We start from the raw sequence: 21,485 nt of genomic DNA, 5'->3' as shown, positions 1-21,485 counted from the left end.
ATGTATAACGAAACACCCATAAAGAGACGTCCTTCAACCCGCATTTATGTGGGCAATGTACCGATTGGTGATGGTGCACCGATTGCAGTGCAGTCAATGACCAACACTAAAACGACTGATGTTGAGGCGACCATTGCCCAAATTCGCGCCTTAGAAAAAGTGGGTGCCGACATTGTGCGTGTCTCTGTGCCGACCATGGACGCGGCCGAGGCTTTTAAAGTGATTAAGCAATCGGTGTCAGTGCCCTTGGTTGCCGATATCCACTTCGATTACCGTATCGCCTTAAAAGTGGCGGAATATGGGGTGGACTGTTTGCGTATCAACCCAGGCAATATTGGTAACGAAGAGCGTATCCGCAGTGTGGTGGAGTGCGCCCGTGATAAAAACATTCCAATTCGTATCGGGGTTAATGGTGGTTCATTAGAGAAAGATCTGATGGACAAATACAAAGAACCTACGCCAGAAGCCCTGCTCGAATCGGCCATGCGCCATGTGGACATTCTCGACCGTTTGAACTTCGACCAATTTAAGGTCAGCGTAAAAGCCTCCGATGTGTTCTTAGCGGTAGAATCCTATCGTTTATTAGCCAAGCAAATTCGTCAGCCATTGCATTTAGGTATTACTGAAGCGGGTGGTGCGCGTGCGGGGGCGGTCAAATCTGCCGTCGGTTTAGGTATGCTGCTTGCCGAGGGCATTGGTGATACGCTGCGTATTTCCTTGGCGGCCGATCCGGTGGAAGAAATCAAAGTCGGCTTTGATATTCTAAAGTCACTGCGTATCCGTAGCCGTGGCATTAACTTTATTGCGTGTCCTTCTTGCTCACGTCAAGAGTTCGATGTGATCAGCACCGTAAACGAGTTAGAACGCCGCCTCGAAGATGTTACCACCGCGATGGATGTGTCGATCATCGGCTGTGTGGTCAATGGCCCAGGTGAAGCCTTAGTGTCGCACATTGGCTTAACGGGTGGACATCGTAAGAGTGGTTACTACGATGAAGGCGAGCGTCAAAAAGAGCGTTTCGACAATGACAACCTAGTCGATTCCCTCGAAGCTAAAATTCGCGCCAAGGCGAGCCAAATGGCTAACCGCATCCAAGTGAAAGACACTACTGAGTAACAACCGCAGCCGAATAACCTCATAGGTTAAGCGTTATAAAAACATTCAAGGCTTGAGCTAGACCTCGAAACTGACGGGGTCATTTTACGTTTAGTGTTGAACAGCCTATAATGCCTGACATTTTTTATTAATTTAGCGAAATCGGACGAGTCGATACAGTGGCAAAACAGATCCAAGCGATTCGCGGAATGAATGACATTCTGCCAACTCAAAGTCCTCTATGGCAAAAAGTGGAAGCGGTACTACGTTCAAGCGTTGCTGCTTATGGTTACAGTGAGATCCGCACTCCAATAGTGGAAAATACCGATCTTTTTAAACGCTCTATCGGTGAAGTGACTGATATTGTTGAAAAAGAAATGTACACCTTCGAAGATCGTAATGGTGATAGCCTGACGTTACGCCCCGAAGGTACTGCCTCAACCGTGCGTGCGGGTAACGAGCATGGTCTGCTCTATAACCAAGAACAACGTCTGTGGTATTTGGGCCCCATGTTTCGTCATGAACGTCCACAAAAAGGCCGTTACCGCCAATTCCATCAATTTGGTGTTGAAGTCTACGGTATTGGTAGCGCTGATATCGACGCCGAAGTGTTGATGTTATCTGCCCGTCTATGGGAAAAACTCGGCATTAGCGAGCATGTGACGCTTGAGCTGAACACTTTAGGCGATCCTGCCGAGCGCGCCGCTTACCGTGAAGCCTTGATTGCCTTTTTAGAGCAACACAAGGACAAACTAGACGAAGATAGCCAGCGCCGTATGTACAGCAATCCGCTGCGCGTATTGGACTCAAAAGATCCCCAAGTGCAAAGCATTTTAGGTGATGCGCCTGCGCTGATGGATTACTTAGGCGAAGAATCCTCACAACATTTTGCACAATTGCGTGAACTCCTCGACGCGGTTGGCATCCAATACCGAGTTAACCCACGCTTAGTCCGTGGTCTGGATTACTACAATCGCACGGTTTTTGAATGGGTTACCAATAGCTTAGGCTCTCAAGGCACAGTACTTGCGGGCGGTCGCTACGATGGTTTAGTTGCTCAATTGGGCGGTAAAGATACGCCAGCCGTCGGTTTTGCGATGGGATTAGAGCGCATCGTTTTACTGCTTGAAACCTTAGAGCTGACCCAAGATATCCCAGCGGCTGTTGATGTGTATGTCGCGGCGATGGGGGATAGCTGTTTGGTTGAAGCCATTAAAGTGGCGCAGGAGTTACGCTCAGCGTTGCCCACACTGCGAGTGATGAGTCACTGCGGTGGTGGTAACTTCAAGAAGCAAATTAAGCGTGCCGACAAAAGCGGTGCACAAGTAGCCTTACTCATCGGTGAAGAAGAACTCGCCGAAGGTGTGGTTACCGTAAAATACTTACGCAATGACAACGAACAACAACGGGTCGCTCGAAATGCATTAAGCGCATTTTTAGCTGAACTTAGCAAATAAGGGGACGTGCGCGTGGAAATTTATAGCACAGAAGAACAACAAGTTGATGCTATCAAACAGTTCTGGAAAGACTATGGAACCTCGATTGTTATCGGGGCGGTCGTTGGTTTAGGTGGCCTGTACGGTTGGAACACTTATTCCGACATGAAAATCGTGAAGGCCGAAGAAGCATCACAGGCGTTCCAAACCTTAACCACCAAATCAAGCGATGAAGCGGCTATGATTGCTGGCGTGGCTGAGTTTTCGAAAAATTACGACCAAAAGGGCTATCAATCACTGCTAGACCTGATCGTTGCGAAAACGGCGGTGGAAGCGAAAGATTTTCCTAAGGCCGAAGAAGCACTGAAGAAAGTGATTGCTGCGAAGCCCGGTGCAGGATTAGACACTATTGCAACATTGCGTTTAGCGCGTATTCAGGCTGAACAAGGTCAAGTTGACACTGCGTTAGCCACACTAGACCAAGTGACTGATAAAGCCTTTTTAGCACAACGTGAAGAACTGAAAGGTGACTTCTTTGTTCGTCAAGGCCAAGCCGATAAAGCGAAAACTGCTTATCAGGCAGCAATGGATAACGGCGGTGTTGTGACCAGCCCTGCACTTAAAATCAAACTTGATAACTTAAATCAAGCATAAGGGATCCCTTGATGAAGTCTTGGTGCAAGAACCTGCTAGCCGCTGGGTTAAGCCTAGCCATGTTATCCGCCTGTTCTTCTAGTGATGTAGAAGAAGAACCGGTAAGTGAGTTAACTGCGATTCAGGCGACAGTATTTCCTGAAGTAAGTTGGAGCGCCTCTGTAGGTGACGGTGTCGGGGATTACTATTCTCGTCTCACACCAGCAGTTCGTTACGGTAAAATTTTTGCGGCCGACCGTTATGGTGAAGTCGTTGCTTTTGATGAAGCAACGGGTGAACAGGTTTGGAAAAAAGATTTTAGTGAAGAGTTCCGTGATAACGCCTTAGCCAAAAACAAAGGCGCACGTTTGGCCGCTGGTGTAACAGCAGCACGTAATAAGCTCTTTATCGGCGGTGAGAGTGGCCTTTTGGCTGCGCTGAATGCAGAAGACGGCCAAGTATTATGGCATGTGATTGCGGGTGGCGAATTGTTATCTAAGCCAACCGTGGCTGACGACGTCGTGGTGGTGAGCACCAGTTCAGGTTCATTTGAAGCCTATAACGTTGATACTGGCGCAAAACTGTGGGTTTATAACATGCAGTTGCCTAACCTGACGCTCCGGGGAACGGGGTCAGCAGCTTATGAAGCGGGAGGTTTCTTTATTGGTACCGCCGATGGCAAAGTGGCTGTTGTCGTCAAAAACAACGGTCAAGCTGCGTGGGAGCAAGCCATCTATAATCCTACAGGTGGCAATGAGTTTACCCGTATGGCCGATGTGGATATGACACCGTTGATCCTCGGCGATAATTTATATGCGGTCAGCTACAACGGTAACTTGGTGTCAATGGAACTGCGCACCGGACGGATTATTTGGACTCGTAAGTACTCAAGCTTCAATGAGTTAGCTACGGCGGGTTTAAGTTTGTTCTTGGTTGATGACCACAGTCGTATCTATTCAGTAGATAGACGTAACGGTTTAGAGTTGTGGAGCAACTCTGAGCTGGTCAATCGCACACTCACTTCACCAGAGGTATATAAAGACTATTTGGTCGTGGGTGATTTTGAAGGTTATCTGCACTTTATCGACCGTAGCACAGGCAGTATTGTCGGTCGTATCCAAGTGGACAGCTCTGGATTATTCAGCCAGCCATTAGTGGTGGATGATAAAATCTACGTGCAAGGTCGCAGCGGAAAGTTAGCTGTTGTAACACTTCCTTAGTTAAAAGTGTTATCCTTGTAGAGCCCCTGGAAGTGTGTTCCGGGGGCTTTTTATTGAAAAGTTTTTTAGAGGCGAAATCATGATCCCTGTAGTGGCCCTTGTTGGTCGGCCGAACGTCGGTAAATCCACCTTATTTAACCGCCTTACGCGTACGCGTGATGCGCTGGTTGCTGACTTTCCTGGCCTAACACGTGACCGTAAATATGGTCGAGCATTCTTATCCGGCTATGAGTTTATCGTGGTGGATACCGGCGGTATCGACGGCACTGAAGAGGGGATCGAAACTAAGATGGCCGAGCAGTCCCTTGCCGCTATCGAAGAAGCCGATGTTGTCTTATTTATGACCGATGCGCGTGCTGGGTTAACCGCTGCGGATTTGTCTATCGCTCAGCATTTACGTAGCCGCCAAAAAACCACCTTTGTGGTGGCTAACAAGATTGACGGTATTGATGCCGACTCGGCCTGCGCCGAATTTTGGTCTTTGGGTTTAGGTGAAGTCTATCAAATGGCTGCCGCCCAAGGCCGCGGTGTAACCAATATGATTGAGTACGCCTTAACTCCTTACGCTGAAGCCATGGGCATTGAGCGCCAAGGCGAAGAGGAAGAAGTTGACGAGCGTCAGTACACTGAAGAAGAAGCTGAGGCTGAGCAAAAGCGTCTGCAGGACTTACCGATCAAACTCGCCATCATCGGTAAACCTAACGTGGGTAAATCGACTCTAACCAACCGTATCTTAGGTGAAGAGCGTGTGGTGGTTTATGACGAACCAGGCACCACTCGTGACAGTATTTACATTCCGATGGAACGCGATGGTCGCGAATACGTGATTATCGATACTGCTGGTGTACGTCGCCGCAGTAAAGTCCATGAAGTGATTGAAAAGTTCTCGGTGATTAAAACCCTCAAAGCGGTTGAAGATGCTAACGTGGTGTTACTTATCATCGACGCCCGTGAAGGCGTTGCCGAGCAAGATCTTGGCCTATTAGGGTTTGCCCTAAACGCAGGCCGCGCGTTAGTGATTGCCGTTAACAAGTGGGATGGCATCGACCAAGGCATTAAAGACCGTGTTAAGAGTGAACTCGACCGTCGTTTAGGCTTTATCGACTTTGCCCGTATTCACTTTATTTCGGCGCTGCATGGCACGGGTGTTGGCCATCTGTTTGAGTCGATTGAAGAAGCTTACGACAGTGCGACTCGCCGCGTGAGCACCTCAATGCTGACCCGCATTATGCAAATGTCGCAGGATGACCATCAGCCACCATTGGTGAACGGTCGCCGCGTGAAACTGAAATACGCCCACGCTGGTGGTTATAACCCGCCAATCGTGGTTATTCACGGTAACCAAGTCAGCAAGCTGCCGGATTCTTATAAGCGCTACATGATGAACTACTTCCGCCGTTCATTAAAAGTGGTCGGTACGCCAATCCAACTGCGTTTCCAAGAGGGTGATAACCCGTTTGAAAACAAAGTGGAAAAGCTGACCATGAGCCAAGAGCGTCGCCGTAAACGCGCCTTGAGTCATATTAAAGACCGCAAGGCAAAATAAGACTCAAACGAAAAACCGAGTCATTTATTTAAGTGAATCAATAGAAAAGGAACCCTAGGGTTCCTTTTTTTTTAACTGAGCTGTCATAAATAGCCTTAACACTTTCCAATAATTATTTGGAAATTAATATCAAATAATGTATTAGCTAATTCAGGAAATCTTTAAGTTACCCCTCTTGAACTGAAGACGTTATTTGCTGTTTACACTAAATTTTTGTCTGATGCTAAAAAGTTATTCATCAATATTTATCTCACGACTTTTCCTATAGATAGATCTAGATCACGCTCAGATTATAAGAAAAACTTATGGACATAAATGGCGGTCGTTAGTCACATTAACAAATGTTTAATAAAAATAATATGCTCATACATCGTGATAATTGTTAGCCTGTTTTAAATGTTGCTTACAAGATTATCGATTTTTTAATTAGCAGTAAAATTAATTCCAAAAATTAGATTTATTGCGATTTATTATTTCTATTAATTTGTTTTTTGATTATTAAATAGAATATTTAATGGGTGAGGGTATTATGGCCGGAAGAAGAGATTTCCTTAAGTTAGCAACAGGCGTCACCGCCGCTATGGCATTTCCAATTAAAGCATCGAACGATAATTATGGAAGAGCTTGGGATAAAGAATTTGATATTATCATTATCGGCAGTGGTTTTGCTGGCCTGTCGGCTGCTTATTCAGCTCATAAAGCAGGAATAAAAAATATCATAGTGCTAGAAAAAATGGAGGCATTTGGTGGTAACTCAGCTATATGTGGTGGCTTGATGTGTATGCCATTAACACCGATGCAGAAAAAATTAGGAATTAAAGACTCCGCAGAATTAATGATCAAAGATATGCTTAAAGCTGGGCGTGGTTTTAATCATCCTGAACTATGTCGCACTTTAGCTACAGAAGCGCACAAAGCCTACGATATGCTGATGGAATGTGGCGTAAAGTTTCAAGACAAGGTAATTCGTCTCGGTGGGCATAGTGCTCCACGTGCACATTTACCCGAAAGTGCATCCGGTGGTGGCATTGTCGTTCCTATGCATAACTACCTTCGTAAGGCTGGGATCATATTTCAAAATAGAACGAATGTTGAAGAAGTCATTCGTGGCGACAGTGGTGTGACAGGTATTGTCGTCAGTGAAAAATACGATTTTAAGAGTGGTTCCAATAGAGGTCAATTCGCTTATAAGGCTAAAAAAGGGGTAATTGTTGCTTCTGGTGGATGGGGACAAGATCACCAGTTTATTAAAACAACAATGCCTGCATATCAGGAACTTGAAAGCACTGCTCAGCCTGGCGCTTCAGCAACCATGATTAAGTCATTATTGTCTATTCGAGCCCTGCCGGTAATGTTAGACATGTACCAGTTAGGTCCTTGGGCTACACCAGATGAGAAGGGCGCAGGCCCTGCGAGTTTCTTTGCGGATTATGCTTTTGCAGAAGGGATCGCAATTGACCCTAAAACTGGCGCGAGATTCATGAATGAATTAGCAGACCGTCGAACTCGTGCGGATGCGCAGTTGGCAGTATTGGCCTCAGGTACGAAAGAAAAACCTAATATGCCATTTGTATTTTGTGGTGAAGCAACGGCAAATCATGCTGAAGGTTTTAAAGCGGCTTACCGTGATGGTGCAATTAAAAAGTCAGAAACGCTTGATGAATTAGCTAAACGTTATGATGTTGATATTGATGCATTAAAAAATTCAGTAAATGAATGGAATGAGATTGTTCAAGGTAAAGCAAAAGATCCGTTTAATAAACCTTTAGATGAGAAAACAATTTTAAAACCTCCATTTTATTCAATCCGATTGTCACCCAAGTTACATTATTGCATGGGGGGCGTTGCTATTACACCTAATGCAGAAGTTATTGATTCTAACACTTGTGAACCAATTTCAGGCTTATTTGCTGCTGGTGAAGTTACTGGTGGTACACATGGAATGGACCGATTAGGCGGTTGCTCTTCTATTGATGGTCTCGTGTTTGGACAAATTGCAGGAAATCAAGCTGCGATTAGAAAAGTGTAATAGGTGATAATGATGAAATATATACATAAATTAGGTTTGGTTAGTGCTTTATTAATGACATCTTTATCAGCCTACACAACGGAGAATACTTTAAGTGGAGTCCCCATTAAAGAACATCATTTTAAGTTGATGGGAAAAGGTGGCAGTTGTAAAACATGTCACGGTAGCGGTATCCCGAATGAAAGACCAGATTCAAGTTTTTGTATTCGATGCCATGGTACAATGGACGAAATTCCAACGAAAGAAAATAAATACGATAAATTACCCCATGACTCTGCTCACTATCGGAATACATTGGAGTGTACAGCTTGTCATTCAGAGCATAAACCATCACATGCTATATGTAGTGATTGCCATATAGTGGAGTTTCCAAATTTAAAGTAATTCCAATTTAATAGACTCTATTTGTTGATTCTTAATTAAGCTTGATTCGAAAAATAACTAGGTATTTTTATATTAAACTAATAATAGGACGTTGCCATGAAATTAAAAACTATACCGCTTGTAATAGCCGCTATATTACCTATGACATCAATCGCAGCAACTCATACGCTTGATGGTACTTCATTGACTGTAGATAAACTTTGGGAAATATCTAAGTCCGGTGAAGATGTTAACATTTCGAAAGAAGGTTGGGAGCGTATTCGAGCGTCTTATAAAGCACCTATTGATGCAGCTGAAGATGGGCGTTCTATTTATGGATTAACGGTTAATTATGGTGCGCTGAAAGACCAGCGTGTCGCGGGGTCTTCGGTCGAAAATGAGCCGAATCGTTCAGAGTCGATTAAATTTAATGAGCGGCAAATGCGAATTCAAGCAGCAGGGATGGAGCCATTTTTACCTGAAGCTGAATCTAAAATGGCGATGGTTATCCGTTTGAACCAGATGGCTGCTGGATTTACTGGGATGAGTGTTGAGGCTGCCAATGCCTACATGGAATATATCAACAATGATGTTTATCCATTAATTCCTTCACGAGGTTCAGAAGGTGCAAATGATTTGAGTATGGTGACACATGTCGGCTTAGCCTTAATGGGTGAGTGGGATGTCATGTACCAAGGAAAGCGTCGCTCTTCAGCTGAGGTACGTAAAGAGCTTGGATTGAAAAAATATCAGCCATTTGGGATGGATGGTATTTCAATTCTCTCAAATAGTAATGTAGCTGAAGCACAATCGGTTACGGCAGTGAAAAAAGTGGAGCATCTGCTCGATCTATCATCTGTGATAATTGCGTCTAGTTTAGAAGCGTTAAATGGTAACGTGTCTCCTTTTCTATGGCATACAGTCGATACAAAAGGGTGGCCACAGGGACATGAAGCGGCAGAATCTATTTTATCTCATTTAAAAGGTTCATATCTTTGGAGTGTTGATGCTAAGCGAAATTTACAGGACCCGTTAAGTTTTCGATCATCAGGTCAAATCTTAGCAGCAGCGAAAGAAGAATTACGCCAAGCAAAAGAGTTACTCAATACCGCAATCAACCATACGACAGATAATCCAATAGTGCATACAGATGCAAGAGATGATTTATGGTACAGCAATAGCGATTATGTTAATGGTTTACGGGTTGGTGGAAAAAATGTTTTTGTAAACTCAGGTTCTAATTTTGATAATACCCAGCTAGCAGTGCAGCTGGAGTCTTTGAGTCGTGCACTTGCTCAAGTGATTCATATTTCAGCCTGGCGTACTACCCAATTAGATGACGGTCACCGTACAAAATTAACAACATACTTAATTTCTAAGGAAAATGTCGGTGGTGATGGTTTTGCTAATATTGCACAGTCAATGTCCGGTCTTTATGCTGAAGCAATGTCTCTGACCAATAGTGCTGCAATTTATGGCGTACCAACATCTGTTGGTATTGAGGAAACTTTTAGTAACGTCAATTTAATTGCAAATCGCTTAGATAAAATTGCAGATATTGCTTATGAAATTTACTCTTATGAGGTGTTGCATACCACACAAGGTATGGATATCAGAACAAAAGAATATAGCCAAAAAATGGGGAATGGTACGAGTGAATTTCTTCATGAATACCGTAAATATGTTCCATTTGTATCTAAAGATAGAATTTACACTCCTGATATAAATAACGGTGTTAAATTTTTAAAAACCTATAGTACAAGATAGTTTTTGTTACTTTTTAAATGATGGTTATCGTGCAAGGCATTTTATATATGCTTTGCACGCTATAATTCGACCTAGTATAACTATTTCATTTTTCGATGAATAATATAATTCTATCAGTTTAATGTCTTTGGAGTAATTGATGAACATTAAGTTATTATGTAAGTTTATTTCTGTAATTGTTGGATTGTCTGCGTTTAGTATTTATGCGGATACGCCAGATGAAGGAATTAAATTTGGCGGTTCGGTTAGAGCGAACTATGCTTATAGAGATTATGACCAAGCTTCAAAAGATAAAGGGGGGGATTTTTATTTTGATGTTGCAACTTTAACGTTAAATGGAAAAATAGGAGACTGGGGGGTATCTGCAGATTATAGACTGTCATCAAAAACGAATTTCATTAAACATGGTTATGGTTTCTATGATGTAAATGATGATCTGCAAGTTCAAGTTGGTATTAATAAGGTTCCTTTTGGTAATCGAGAGTTAATATCAAATAGTTGGTGGTTTGGTTTGCCATATTACTTAGGGTTTGAAGATGACTCTGACGTAGGTGTTAAAGTGGTTTATGAAAACCAAGGTTGGCATACAGATGTCGCCTTTTATAAAAGTGCTGAGTATGGTGCGACCGAGAACAAGCGTTATTCGACCGATTTGTATACCGGTACCATCAATGGCACTGAGTATCACAATGAAGAGACTAACCAGTTAAACGTGCGACAAACTTATACAACAGAATACGAAGGCGGTTCGACTACCTTTGGTGGCTCTGTGCAGTATGGTCAAATCTACAACAGCGAGACGGGCAACAATGGCGATCGCTATGCCGTAGCATTGCATTTAGACAGCAGCTACAAAGGCTGGAATTTACAAATGCAAGCCATGCAATATGAATACGATGCTGCAGATGCTATTGACTCTAATAAAATTGGCGTGTCAGTAGTAAGCTGGCAGTATGAAATTGCTTCTAAGGGCCAAGCCTATAACATCAACATTGCCAAAACCGTGAACACAGATTGGGGTAGCATTAAGTTCTACAACGACTTTGGTTTAATGACGCCAGATGTTGATGACGATAGCTACGATAACAGTATGCAAAACGTCACTGGTATGGCGATTTCTGCAGGTCCTACCTACACAATGATCGACTTTATTATGGGTAAAAATATGACCTTCTCTACCGCCAATAATGATCATATAGGTTTACCTGAAGTAGGTGATGATTGGGATAAAAGAGTTAATATAAACTTTGGCTTCTATTTTTAATGGTAGATCTAGTTCACCATATTTTGATATTTGTTACTTTTGACACGTGTTGTGATATTTTTGTTGGGCAGAAGTAGGTTTTTGACTATATTGTCATTATTTTAAATCAAGGTTTTTAATCTATGATTAGCAGTGGCACTGTTCATGCTTTCTATTTTTCAGCAAAATATTCCAGCTTTTCACGGGCTGCGGAGATATTGGAGACAACGCAGCCTAATATAAGTGGACAAATAATAAAATTAGAAAAAGATCTTGATACAATACTATTTATTAGAAAGCAAGGCCGCGTTTCACTGTCTAAAGAAGGTGAGAAGCTGTATTTGGTTGCAGAAAAAATAGTCAATAGTTATAAAGAGTTTGATAGTGTTGTAGAATATTTTTTTGAAGAAGAACCAATAGTAATTGTTACTCAACCTAGGCTTTACACAAAGTATGTTGCACCTTATTTGACAGATGAGTTGATAAACAATAATTTATTTCATATTAAAACTGGCGAGTTGACAGCAATTAAAAGTTGGCTGGATAAGGAAGATGCTGACATAGTGATTACTGAAGGGTTATTTGATAGTCATTCTAGATATATTAATGAAGGTGTTATTGATGTATTAAAGTTTAGTTGGGCTAAAAAAGTTAATGAACAGTTTGATATCCCCTGTCCAACACTCGTTCATTCAAAAGTCTGGGATCATTGGCATGATTTATCATCAGCTTTAAATCGAAACAAAGAGTTTAAGCGTAAGTTAATTATTGATACGCCAGATTTTGCTGAGCGTTTGATTGAGTCTGGTGTTGGTATTGGACTGCTACCGAACATTATGATTAGTAATAATGCTAATTTAGAAGTATGTCATGGTCCAACTAGAAACAATGTTCTCGGGCCAATATGCCTTTATTCAAAGAAATATTCACAACATAAAAATTTAAGGTCATTGGTTAATATGTTTAAAAAGGAATCAAGTGACAGTTAGTCGTTTATATAAAGATAATATTTTTAGCCTTTAGGACTAAATCTTTAGTTTATTAACTGCACGTCATGCGTGGCAGCTAATGCTTGAAGAGTAAATGGCAGAAAGCCTATCACTTTTTGCCACATACTCCCCAATAAACTGCAAAATAATAAAGGCTTAATATTATGGGAGACGAGTAACGGTAGACATTAGACGCTCGTTGGACAGTTGAGTTGTAATTGTATCACCAAGACTGATTTGACTTGCAGATGTGATAACTTCACCGTTTTTGTCAGTTGTGATGCTATAGCCGCGACTTAAGGTGGCTAATGGACTGACAGTTTCCAGTTGATGGGCGGCATATTTAATTCGCTGCTCGCTTTGATTGAGTGTATCTTGCATTGCGTCCCGCAAACGCGTTGCTAAATAGCTCAAACGATTGGCCTCAAGTGCGAGTTTATGTTTTGGTGATTGTTGCTCGAGGCGACTTGCCAGTTGCTGCTGACGGCGACTTAAGCCATGCAGTTTGTTAGAAAGTGCGGCTTCGAGCCGTAATTGCATCTCATCGAAACGCTGCTCAAATTGCTGTAAGGTGCGTTTAGGGTCTAAGCGTTGCAGTCTGTGCTCGAGCAAACTTAAGCGTCTCTCTTGCTTGAGTTGATAGTGGCTTGCGCTTTGTTTAAGGCGGGCAAGTACTGTGGCTAAACGTTGGCTTTTATTGTCACTGTCCTGTGAGAGCAGCTCTGCACCTGCTGAGGGCGTGGGGGCACGCACATCGGCGACATAATCGCTTATTGTGGTATCGACTTCATGGCCCACGGCACTCACTATGGGCAGTGCGCTGTTATAAATGGTATGGGCGAGCGCTTCGCTGTTAAAACACCATAAATCTTCTAACGAGCCACCGCCGCGGGTAAGTAGTAATACATCCACCTCAAGCCGTTGATTGGCGATATTTATCGCTTGGCAGATATTCATATCCGCATTTTCACCCTGTACTTGTGTCGGATAAATAATCACTTCAATCGATGGATCACGGCGGGCAAGCACATGCAAGACATCACGGATCGCCGCGCCCGTGGGGGAGGTGATGACCCCGATGCGTTGAATATTTTTCGGTAACTGACGTTTAGTGTCGGCGGCAAATAATCCCTGCGCGGCGAGCTTCATTTTCAACGCTTCAAATTGTTGTGCCAGTAAGCCATCTCCTGCGGGGAGCATTGACTCAATCAATAATTGATAGTCGCCCCGCGGCTCGTAAACGCTAATCGCACCTTTTACGATCACCTGCTGGCCATTTACGGGTTTAAAGCTAACGCTTTGGTTGCGCCCCTTAAACATGGCACAGCGAATTTGTGAATAATGATCTTTAAGGGTTAAATACCAATGGCCTGAACTGGGGGCTGAAAAGTTGGAAATTTCCCCATTTAGCCAGATCTTACCCAGTTGCCCCTCAAGAATTTGTCTGACTTCACCATTGAGGCGTGAGACGGTATAAATATTATTTTTAGGGACTTGCATGTGTTTTCTCGCGCAAATGGGATTTTTTCACTATTTTCCATTTACCGCTCCCTAGATGCAAGGTATAATCCCGCCGCAATATTTCACCTCTAAAATCCTACTCAACTGGGGAGATGTTGCCTATGCTACGTTTAATTAAAGAAGCGCTAACTTTTGACGATGTGTTACTTGTTCCTGCGCATTCTACTGTACTCCCAAATACCGCCATTCTTAAAACTCGCCTGACCAATACCATTGAACTGAATATTCCGCTTGTGTCTGCCGCTATGGACACTGTGACCGAAGCGCGTCTTGCGATCGCCATGGCACAGGAAGGTGGCTTAGGTTTTATTCATAAAAACATGAGCATAGAAAAGCAGGCCGAAGAAGTTCGTAAAGTAAAAATTTACGAAGCAGGTGTAGTTCAACAACCTGTGACGGTAACGCCTTCAACCACGCTGGCTGATTTAAAAGTACTGACCGCCAAGAATGGTTTTGCGGGTTACCCTGTGGTCAACGAAGCCAATGAATTGGTGGGTATTATCACTGGCCGTGACGTACGTTTCGTGACTGATTGGAGCAAAACCGTAGAAGAAGTGATGACGCCTAAAGCGCGTTTAGTCACGGTTGCCGAAGGCACTAAGTTAGATGAAGTGCAAAAATTAATGCACTCAAACCGTATCGAAAAAGTGTTAGTTGTCGATGATAATTTCAAGCTGAAAGGCTTAATCACAGTTAAAGACTTCGAGAAAGCCGAGCGTAAACCTAACGCCTGTAAAGATGAGTTAGGTCGTTTACGTGTGGGCGCCGCTGTGGGTGCGGGTGCGGGTAACGAAGAACGTGTCGATGCGCTGGTGAAAGCCGGTGTCGACGTGCTACTGATTGACTCTTCCCATGGCCATTCTGAAGGCGTACTCCAACGTATCCGTGAAACCCGCGCTAAATACCCAGATTTACAAATTATCGGTGGTAACGTGGCGACAGCGGAAGGCGCATTGGCCTTAGTTGAAGCCGGCGTTAACGCAGTTAAAGTCGGTATTGGCCCTGGTTCTATCTGTACCACACGTATCGTGACGGGTGTGGGCGTGCCACAAATTACTGCGGTTTCTGATGCGGCCGAAGCCGTAAAAGGATTAGGTATCCCTGTTATCGCCGACGGCGGTGTGCGTTTCTCTGGCGACTTAGCCAAAGCGTTAGCGGCGGGTGCATCATGCATTATGGCGGGCTCAATGTTCGCAGGTACTGATGAAGCGCCGGGTGAAACCGAGCTTTATCAAGGTCGCGCCTATAAGTCATACCGCGGTATGGGTTCACTCGGTGCCATGTCTCAAGGTTCTTCCGATCGTTATTTCCAATCTGACAATGCTGCCGACAAGCTTGTGCCAGAAGGCATTGAAGGCCGTGTACCTTACAAAGGTAAGCTGAAGGAAATCATCCATCAGCATATGGGTGGTTTACGTTCATGCATGGGCTTAACAGGCTGTGCCACTATCCAAGAGCTGAATGAAAAAGCCCAGTTTGTGAAAGTAACTTCAGCGGGCATGGGCGAGTCCCACGTGCACGATGTGACTATCACTAAAGAAGCGCCGAACTATCGTTCAGGTTCTTAAGCGTTTGTAATACCGGGGCGGCAGTTAGCCGCCGCGGTATTAAGATCCGTATGCCCTCAAGATTGCACCTCTCGTCTTGAGCTAAGTTAAAACAATAGATGAAATAAAGGTTATCCATGAGCGATATTCATGAGCATAAGATACTGATCCTCGATTTTGGATCTCAGTACACCCAACTGATTGCCCGTCGTATCCGTGAAATTGGTGTTTACTGTGAGTTATGGGCATGGGATGTGACAGAAGCCCAAATTCGTGAGTTTGCCCCGAATGGCATTATCCTCGCGGGCGGCCCTGAAAGCGTGACTGCGGATAACTCTCCCCGCGCACCTGAATATGTGTTCAATGCTGGCGTACCTGTTCTTGGTATTTGCTATGGCATGCAAACCATGTCTGAACAGCTTGGCGGTAAAGTGATCCAAGGTGTGGGTGAAGGCGAATTTGGTTATGCCCAAATTGAAATGCTTACCGAATCTGCCCTGTTTAAAGGTATTGAAGATGCCGTTAGCAGCGAGGGCAAGTCCCTGCTGGATGTGTGGATGAGCCATGGCGATAAAGTGTCGGCGATCCCAGAAGGCTTTGTGGCCGTAGCTAAAACCGATACTTGCCCATTCGCGGCCATGTCTTGTGAGGAAAAACGTTTCTACGGCGTGCAGTTCCACCCTGAAGTAACCCATACCCGTCAAGGTATGCGTATGCTGTCGCACTTTGCCTTAGATATCTGTGGTTGTGCAGCCAACTGGAAACCTTCTTCAATCATCGAAGACGCTATTGAACGCTTGAAAAAGCAAGTAGGTGACGATGAAGTGATTTTAGGTCTGTCTGGCGGTGTGGATTCATCTGTCGTGGCCATGTTGCTGCACCGCGCAATTGGTAAGAAGCTGACCTGCGTATTTGTTGATAACGGCTTACTGCGTTTAAACGAAGCGAAGCAAGTGATGGAAATGTTTGGCGACCACTTCGGTCTCAATATTGTCCATGTGGATGCGGAAAACCGCTTCCTTGACGCGCTGAAAGGCGAAGCCGATCCAGAAGCGAAACGTAAAATTATCGGCCGCGTATTTGTGGAAATTTTCGATGAAGAAGCGAAAAAATGCGTTAACGCGAAATGGTTAGCCCAAGGTACTATCTATCCTGACGTGATTGAATCTGCAGGTAGCGCCACTGGTAAAGCACACGTGATCAAATCGCACCATAACGTTGGCGGTTTGCCAGATGATATGGAGCTAGGTCTGGTTGAGCCACTGCGTGAACTCTTTAAAGATGAAGTGCGTAAGATTGGTCTCGAGTTAGGTCTGCCATACAACATGCTTTACCGCCACCCGTTCCCTGGCCCAGGCTTAGGCGTACGAGTACTTGGCGAAGTGAAGAAAGAATACTGTGATTTGCTGCGCCGCGCTGATGCGATTTTCATCGAAGAACTGCACAAAGCTGATCTTTATAACAAAGTCAGCCAAGCATTTACTGTGTTCTTACCGGTTCGCTCTGTGGGTGTGATGGGCGATGGCCGTAAATACGATTGGGTGGTGTCACTGCGCGCCGTTGAAACCATCGACTTTATGACCGCGCATTGGGCACATTTGCCATATGATTTCCTTGGCCGCGTATCAAACCGCATCATCAACGAAATCGACGGTATTTCCCGCGTAGTTTACGATATTTCAGGTAAGCCACCTGCAACCATCGAATGGGAATAGCCCAAATATAAATAGCTAATAAAATACTATTTATGATTTATCTCAATGCCAGTCATTTTATTGACTGGCATTTTTATTGGGATGACGATATTTTTTCTAAAAAAAACAAGGTGATCCAAAAATCTGAAGCAGTCAGTATTGCTTCGGACGCAAATTGCAGTCCTTTAACTGAGTAATAATATAATACAGCACTTTCTTTCCAATGCGGTATTGTGTGCCACTATTTGAGTTAACACATCTCTTGATAAGGTTTTTCTCCTTAAACTTCTTTTTAATCATTAGGCTAAGAGCTGTTATTATCGAATTCTTGATTATCCGATAAAATTATCTTGCTCTAGATAGAGTTAACAAAATGTTCAGCTGAGGATTGCCGTGGCAATTTTTGATATTGAGAAAGACGAATTACTCCGACTCTCTGATACTCTGCTCGAAGAGTTGATTGCTCGCCTCGCCGAGGCTGAAATAGCGGCGCAGGGGCATAGCCCTGCCTATGTAAACTGGTCAGGTTCAATTAATGCTGCTGATGGTGGGATTGATATTCACGTTCAAGTACCTGTCGAACAGCTGAGCACAGGTTTTCTCGAAAGGCCGAACACAATTCTTCAGGCAAAAAAGCATTCGATGCCGAGGGCTGCAATTACCAAGGAAATGGTCACCGCGGGGAAACTGTCTTCGACCATCTCTGAACATGCTAAAAAAGGTGGGAGCTATATCATTGTCAGCTTAGGTGATGATTGCTCTCCTCTTAAGAAAAGGGACCGCATCAAAGCTATGCGAGATGCCGTAGCGGATGATCCTAATAGTGACAATCTTTACTTGGACTTCTACGACCGTTCTAAACTGGCTCAATGGGTACGGCAACATCCGTCAGTCATGCTCTGGACAAAAAGAAATCTCGGTCAGGGATATTCCGGTTGGCAGCCATACGGCGCATGGAGTAATCCACCAGAGGGGGCGCTGGACACCTTGATTTCAGCACCAGGGGTGACCGTCACTCTGCCGTCAGGCAGGGGGCAACAGCTCAGCATTAATGACGCCATTGCACCGATGCGAGATCTTATTCGCTCTACTAGAAAGGCGGTTCGCATCACTGGGTTATCTGGCGTTGGAAAGACCAGAATCGTACAGGCACTTTTCGATGAGACAGTTGGCACAGATGCGCTTGACCGGACTATCGCAGTCTATGTCGACACAGGTGAAAGCCCGGAGCCTTCTGCTATAGCAATGCTAGATAGGCTGATTGCAGAGGGGGAACGGGCTATTATGGTCCTTGATAATTGCCCTTCTGAATTGCACACCTTACTAGCCAGTAAAGTCTCTGCCAAAGGTACAAAGGTCAGCCTTAGCACGGTTGAATATGACATCAGAGACGATAAGCCTCAGACCACTGAGGTCATCCATATAGAAGCAGTAGGGCCTGAGGTGGCTGAACAGCTTCTGCTGCGCCGTTTCCCTAAAATCGGCCAGAATAACGCCCGCCGAATTGCCGCGTTTGCTGATGGTAATTCGAGGGTATCTCTGGCTATTGCCGAGAGGGTTGAGGAAGGTGAGAGTTTAGCTCAGCTTTCTGATATTCAGTTGTTTGATCGCTTGTTTGAGCAGCGTAAAGGCCCTGATGATAACCTGCGTGAGCACGCTGAAATTCTGTCTCTGGTATATTCATTCTCGGTAGCAACTGTTGGGAAAGGCCAAAACGAACTTGAGGTATTGGGTTCGAACTTTGGGTATTCCTCAAGCCAGTTGTCTCGGTCAGTCAACAAGTTATCAAACCGCCATATAGTACAGAAGAGGGCTTATTGGAGAGCTATTTTGCCCCATGCCATTGCCAATAAGTTGGCTATGTCGGCACTGAATAATATCCCAGTTGCTCAACTCAGAGAAACCTTTGAAGCCCCTGACCGTCAACGCTTACTCATGTCTTTCGCACATAGGCTAGGGTTGTTGCACGATCATCCTGTGGCGAAAGAGATCGTTGAAACTTGGCTTCAACCCGATGGATTGCTGGGGCGGATAACAGAATTAAACGATATATCGGCACGAATGCTGGATTATATCGCACCAGTAGCGCCTGAAGTTCTGCTCGACAGGATTGAAGCGGTACTTATCTCCTCTGATTTTGAGGGCATGAAACCGGGTTATAAATCTCGGCGAACGTCAATTATCAATCTTCTGCTATTGCTGGCGTATGAACCGAGCACCTTTGAACGGTGCATTAGATTGCTCATTCATCTGGCTGATTTAGAAGAGGAAAGTAATAATAATGCCTCGGTGCGAAACCAGATAACAAAGTTCTTCCAGGCATATCTCTCTGGCACCCACGCTACTTTAGAACAGCGCGTTGCGGTCATGAATGAATGTCTTTCATCAAGTGTTGCTGGACGTAGGTCGCTGGGTTTAAGGATGCTCTCTACTGCCTTAGAAGCGCGGTGGAGTGGGTCAGGGGGACATGAGTTTGGTGCTCGCCCAAGAGACTATGGATTTAAACCCAATAACGATCAGCTTGTGCAGTGGCGTAGCGCCTTTATCGACGTTGCTGTCAAACTGGGAACCTCTAGTGATTCGACTCTTGAATATCTCGCAAGACAGACGCTGGCGAAAGCATTTAGAGACATGTGGCGACAAGTTGCAATGAGGGAAAAACTCATTGATGCAGCGCGCAAGTTACATGCGCATTACCCTTGGGGTGAGGGGGGGAAAGCGGTGCGTTCAACGATCTATTTCGACCATACCAAGCGAGATGGTAAAGATAATATTGAGCCGCTGCCGGACAACCTTGCCGTATTGGAGAGGGAGTTGGAGCCTCATGACTTGATTCCGGCAATCCTTACTTATGTTTTTAGCAAGGGGCAAGATTATTGGGCTCTGGATACCAATTTTGATCGGCATGACACAAATAAATATTTTGAAGCTAGGAAACGGCTTGAAGCCAAGGCGCTTCAATTGGGTGAGGAGTTTGCGATATCAGGTCATAAACTTGATGAGCTGGGGTCAAACCTGTTTTCAAATGGTTGGATGCCTAATATCTATGCGTTCGGAAGAGGATTAGCTAAGGGGGTGAATGATTTACGAGCGGGTTGGCAGCAACTTGTCGAGCAACTGGAACCATTGCCCGGGGTAGGTATGGATGTTGCTGTCTTTGGCGGTTTCATCAAAGAGGTGGACTCTATAGATTCAGCTTTAACTCATGAGTTACTCGATCAGTGCGCGCAACATCCTAAGCTTCGACATGCCTTAGTTAATTTACACCCTTGGGGAAAATTTACAGAAACCGACCTAGATCGTTGCATGGTTATTCTGGATGACCCTGATATTCACCTTAGTATGTATGAACCAATCCTTTGGAGGGACGAGCATGCGCACTTGCCCATAAGCCGTGTTATCGATCTCGCACTGCGACTCCTTAATAAACCGGGCGGTGATGATGTGGTGTTGGGAGCACTAAGCATGAGGTTACATGACAAAAAGATGGATGTGGATTCGCTTGGCCCTACCTTGCGAAAAATAGGTCTAAGAGCTGCGATTTTTAACCTCCGAAAAAATTGCAACTATTCTGGTGGTGGCAGTGATTATCACATGGATCGTGTAATTAATGCTGCATTGCGCTTCGATGGAAACGAAGACGAAAAGCTGGAATGGCTGGACACAATCTTTGCTGTTGTCGATGACAACTATGGCTACATTTATTCATGCGCAAATTCCATTGCGACGACCGTTTTAATGATGCCAGAAGCATTTTTAAATCATGTTTTTGAGGGCACTGAAGAGCAACAGTATAAACGACAGATTTTTATTCGCCATGGTGGATTAGAATTGTCACCTCTAGCCAAAATTGATGTGGACGTGCTAATTGGGTGGTGTCGAGCGCGAAACGATATTGCTACATGGGAACTTGTCGCATCGGGTATTAGCTTGTGGGAACAGGATGAAAATCAGGGTGCAGTTATTATGTCAGAGTCAGCGCTCAGATTGCTGGAAGCATCTCCTAAACCTGAAGCTGTTCTGGAGACATTCGCGGAACGTGTTACTCCTTCATCTTGGTCTGGTAGCCGAGCAAATGCGATGCAACCTAGAGCGGATGCTATTAGAGGATTACTTGAACATGGGAATCTGAATATTGCGATGGCCGCTAAATCGGTGTCAGCAAAACTGGTTGAGTGGATCGAGTATGAGAAATTGCGTGAACAGCGGGATGATGAGGAACGCGAACAGCGGTTTGAATAAAGGCTACTCTATCCGAATTCTGCAGGTCCAATCCCGATAAAGATGAAAGCCTATTATCTACTCAAGCAACAATCGAGAGGGCTCAATCCTGATCCAGTGAAAGGCGCCAAGTGCGCCTTTTTTATTGGTTATAGGTATAATTGCCGTATTCAGTTGTGAG

General features: G+C 44.5%; 14 protein-coding genes. 13 read left to right on the top strand and 1 reads right to left on the bottom strand.

Features of this window, described 5'->3' with window-relative positions; all coding sequences use genetic code 11:
• The 10 genes from ispG (at nucleotide 1) to L976_RS03040 (ending at nucleotide 12,321) form a co-directional block, all read left to right on the top strand.
• The gene (gene ispG, locus L976_RS03085) at nucleotides 1-1,116 is read left to right on the top strand and encodes a flavodoxin-dependent (E)-4-hydroxy-3-methylbut-2-enyl-diphosphate synthase (protein ID WP_037420691.1); all 1,116 of its coding nucleotides are present in this window, start codon (nucleotides 1-3) and stop codon (nucleotides 1,114-1,116) included.
• Nucleotides 1,117-1,274: 158 nt separating this feature from the next.
• The gene (gene hisS / locus L976_RS03080) at nucleotides 1,275-2,552 is read left to right on the top strand and encodes a histidine--tRNA ligase (RefSeq protein WP_047534061.1); all 1,278 of its coding nucleotides are present in this window, start codon (nucleotides 1,275-1,277) and stop codon (nucleotides 2,550-2,552) included.
• Nucleotides 2,553-2,564: 12 nt separating this feature from the next.
• The gene (locus L976_RS03075) at nucleotides 2,565-3,185 is read left to right on the top strand and encodes a tetratricopeptide repeat protein (protein ID WP_047534057.1); all 621 of its coding nucleotides are present in this window, start codon (nucleotides 2,565-2,567) and stop codon (nucleotides 3,183-3,185) included.
• An 11-nt stretch (nucleotides 3,186-3,196) separates the two neighbouring features.
• Nucleotides 3,197-4,384: an outer membrane protein assembly factor BamB gene (gene bamB, locus L976_RS03070; RefSeq protein WP_037424915.1), complete on the top strand. Its 1,188-nt coding sequence runs from the start codon at nucleotides 3,197-3,199 to the stop codon at nucleotides 4,382-4,384.
• Between the two features lie 79 nt (nucleotides 4,385-4,463).
• Nucleotides 4,464-5,930 carry a ribosome biogenesis GTPase Der gene (gene der / locus L976_RS03065; RefSeq protein ID WP_037420678.1) on the top strand — a complete coding sequence of 489 codons (1,467 nt, stop codon included), beginning with the start codon at nucleotides 4,464-4,466 and terminating at the stop codon, nucleotides 5,928-5,930.
• Between the two features lie 514 nt (nucleotides 5,931-6,444).
• On the top strand, nucleotides 6,445-7,959 hold the full coding sequence (locus L976_RS03060; RefSeq protein ID WP_231570468.1) for a flavocytochrome c: 1,515 nt from the start codon (nucleotides 6,445-6,447) through the stop codon (nucleotides 7,957-7,959).
• Nucleotides 7,960-7,971: 12 nt separating this feature from the next.
• Nucleotides 7,972-8,343, top strand: coding sequence for a cytochrome c3 family protein (locus tag L976_RS22205; protein ID WP_231570467.1), 372 nt, complete (start codon nucleotides 7,972-7,974; stop codon nucleotides 8,341-8,343).
• Between the two features lie 96 nt (nucleotides 8,344-8,439).
• Nucleotides 8,440-10,089: an HAL/PAL/TAL family ammonia-lyase gene (locus L976_RS03050; RefSeq protein ID WP_047534051.1), complete on the top strand. Its 1,650-nt coding sequence runs from the start codon at nucleotides 8,440-8,442 to the stop codon at nucleotides 10,087-10,089.
• Nucleotides 10,090-10,228: 139 nt separating this feature from the next.
• Entirely contained in the window at nucleotides 10,229-11,353 is a 1,125-nt protein-coding gene (locus L976_RS03045; protein ID WP_144344735.1) for a hypothetical protein, read from the top strand.
• 122 nt (nucleotides 11,354-11,475) lie between these two features.
• Nucleotides 11,476-12,321 (top strand): LysR family transcriptional regulator, encoded by an 846-nt coding sequence (locus tag L976_RS03040; protein WP_047534045.1) that lies wholly within the window; start codon nucleotides 11,476-11,478, stop codon nucleotides 12,319-12,321.
• 162 nt (nucleotides 12,322-12,483) lie between these two features.
• Here the strand turns inward: L976_RS03040 and xseA are convergent, their stop codons facing one another.
• A complete protein-coding gene (gene xseA / locus L976_RS03035) occupies nucleotides 12,484-13,821 on the bottom strand; it encodes an exodeoxyribonuclease VII large subunit (RefSeq protein WP_047534042.1) in 1,338 nt (445 codons plus the stop codon).
• Nucleotides 13,822-13,943: 122 nt separating this feature from the next.
• On the opposite strand from xseA, the gene guaB reads away from it, so the two are divergent.
• From guaB to L976_RS03020, 3 genes are all read left to right on the top strand, one after another.
• The gene (gene guaB, locus L976_RS03030) at nucleotides 13,944-15,410 is read left to right on the top strand and encodes an IMP dehydrogenase (protein WP_037420671.1); all 1,467 of its coding nucleotides are present in this window, start codon (nucleotides 13,944-13,946) and stop codon (nucleotides 15,408-15,410) included.
• A gap of 116 nt (nucleotides 15,411-15,526) precedes the next feature.
• Nucleotides 15,527-17,104, top strand: a complete 1,578-nt coding sequence (guaA, locus tag L976_RS03025; RefSeq protein ID WP_047534040.1) for a glutamine-hydrolyzing GMP synthase — start codon at nucleotides 15,527-15,529, stop codon at nucleotides 17,102-17,104.
• A 372-nt stretch (nucleotides 17,105-17,476) separates the two neighbouring features.
• Nucleotides 17,477-21,325 (top strand): hypothetical protein, encoded by a 3,849-nt coding sequence (locus L976_RS03020; RefSeq protein ID WP_047534038.1) that lies wholly within the window; start codon nucleotides 17,477-17,479, stop codon nucleotides 21,323-21,325.
• The last annotated feature ends 160 nt before the right edge of the window (nucleotides 21,326-21,485 follow it).

The organism is Shewanella sp. ZOR0012 (assembly GCF_000798835.1).
GTDB lineage: Bacteria > Pseudomonadota > Gammaproteobacteria > Enterobacterales > Shewanellaceae > Shewanella > Shewanella xiamenensis.
Note: the sequence above shows the minus strand (reverse complement) of the source record. Positions and strands in the feature narration are given on the sequence as shown.

What these genes read in the sequence shown, in the direction of transcription:
- ispG (WP_037420691.1), top strand. Translation starts at nt 1, where the DNA reads ATGTATAACGAAACACCCATAAAGAGACGTCCTTCAACCCGCATTTAT.
- bamB (WP_037424915.1), top strand. Translation starts at nt 3,197, where the DNA reads ATGAAGTCTTGGTGCAAGAACCTGCTAGCCGCTGGGTTAAGCCTAGCC.
- L976_RS22205 (WP_231570467.1), top strand. Translation starts at nt 7,972, where the DNA reads ATGAAATATATACATAAATTAGGTTTGGTTAGTGCTTTATTAATGACA.
- der (WP_037420678.1), top strand. Translation starts at nt 4,464, where the DNA reads ATGATCCCTGTAGTGGCCCTTGTTGGTCGGCCGAACGTCGGTAAATCC.
- L976_RS03060 (WP_231570468.1), top strand. Translation starts at nt 6,445, where the DNA reads ATGGGTGAGGGTATTATGGCCGGAAGAAGAGATTTCCTTAAGTTAGCA.
- guaB (WP_037420671.1), top strand. Translation starts at nt 13,944, where the DNA reads ATGCTACGTTTAATTAAAGAAGCGCTAACTTTTGACGATGTGTTACTT.
- guaA (WP_047534040.1), top strand. Translation starts at nt 15,527, where the DNA reads ATGAGCGATATTCATGAGCATAAGATACTGATCCTCGATTTTGGATCT.
- L976_RS03050 (WP_047534051.1), top strand. Translation starts at nt 8,440, where the DNA reads ATGAAATTAAAAACTATACCGCTTGTAATAGCCGCTATATTACCTATG.
- L976_RS03040 (WP_047534045.1), top strand. Translation starts at nt 11,476, where the DNA reads ATGATTAGCAGTGGCACTGTTCATGCTTTCTATTTTTCAGCAAAATAT.
- L976_RS03045 (WP_144344735.1), top strand. Translation starts at nt 10,229, where the DNA reads ATGAACATTAAGTTATTATGTAAGTTTATTTCTGTAATTGTTGGATTG.
- xseA (WP_047534042.1), bottom strand. Translation starts at nt 13,821, where the DNA reads ATGCAAGTCCCTAAAAATAATATTTATACCGTCTCACGCCTCAATGGT.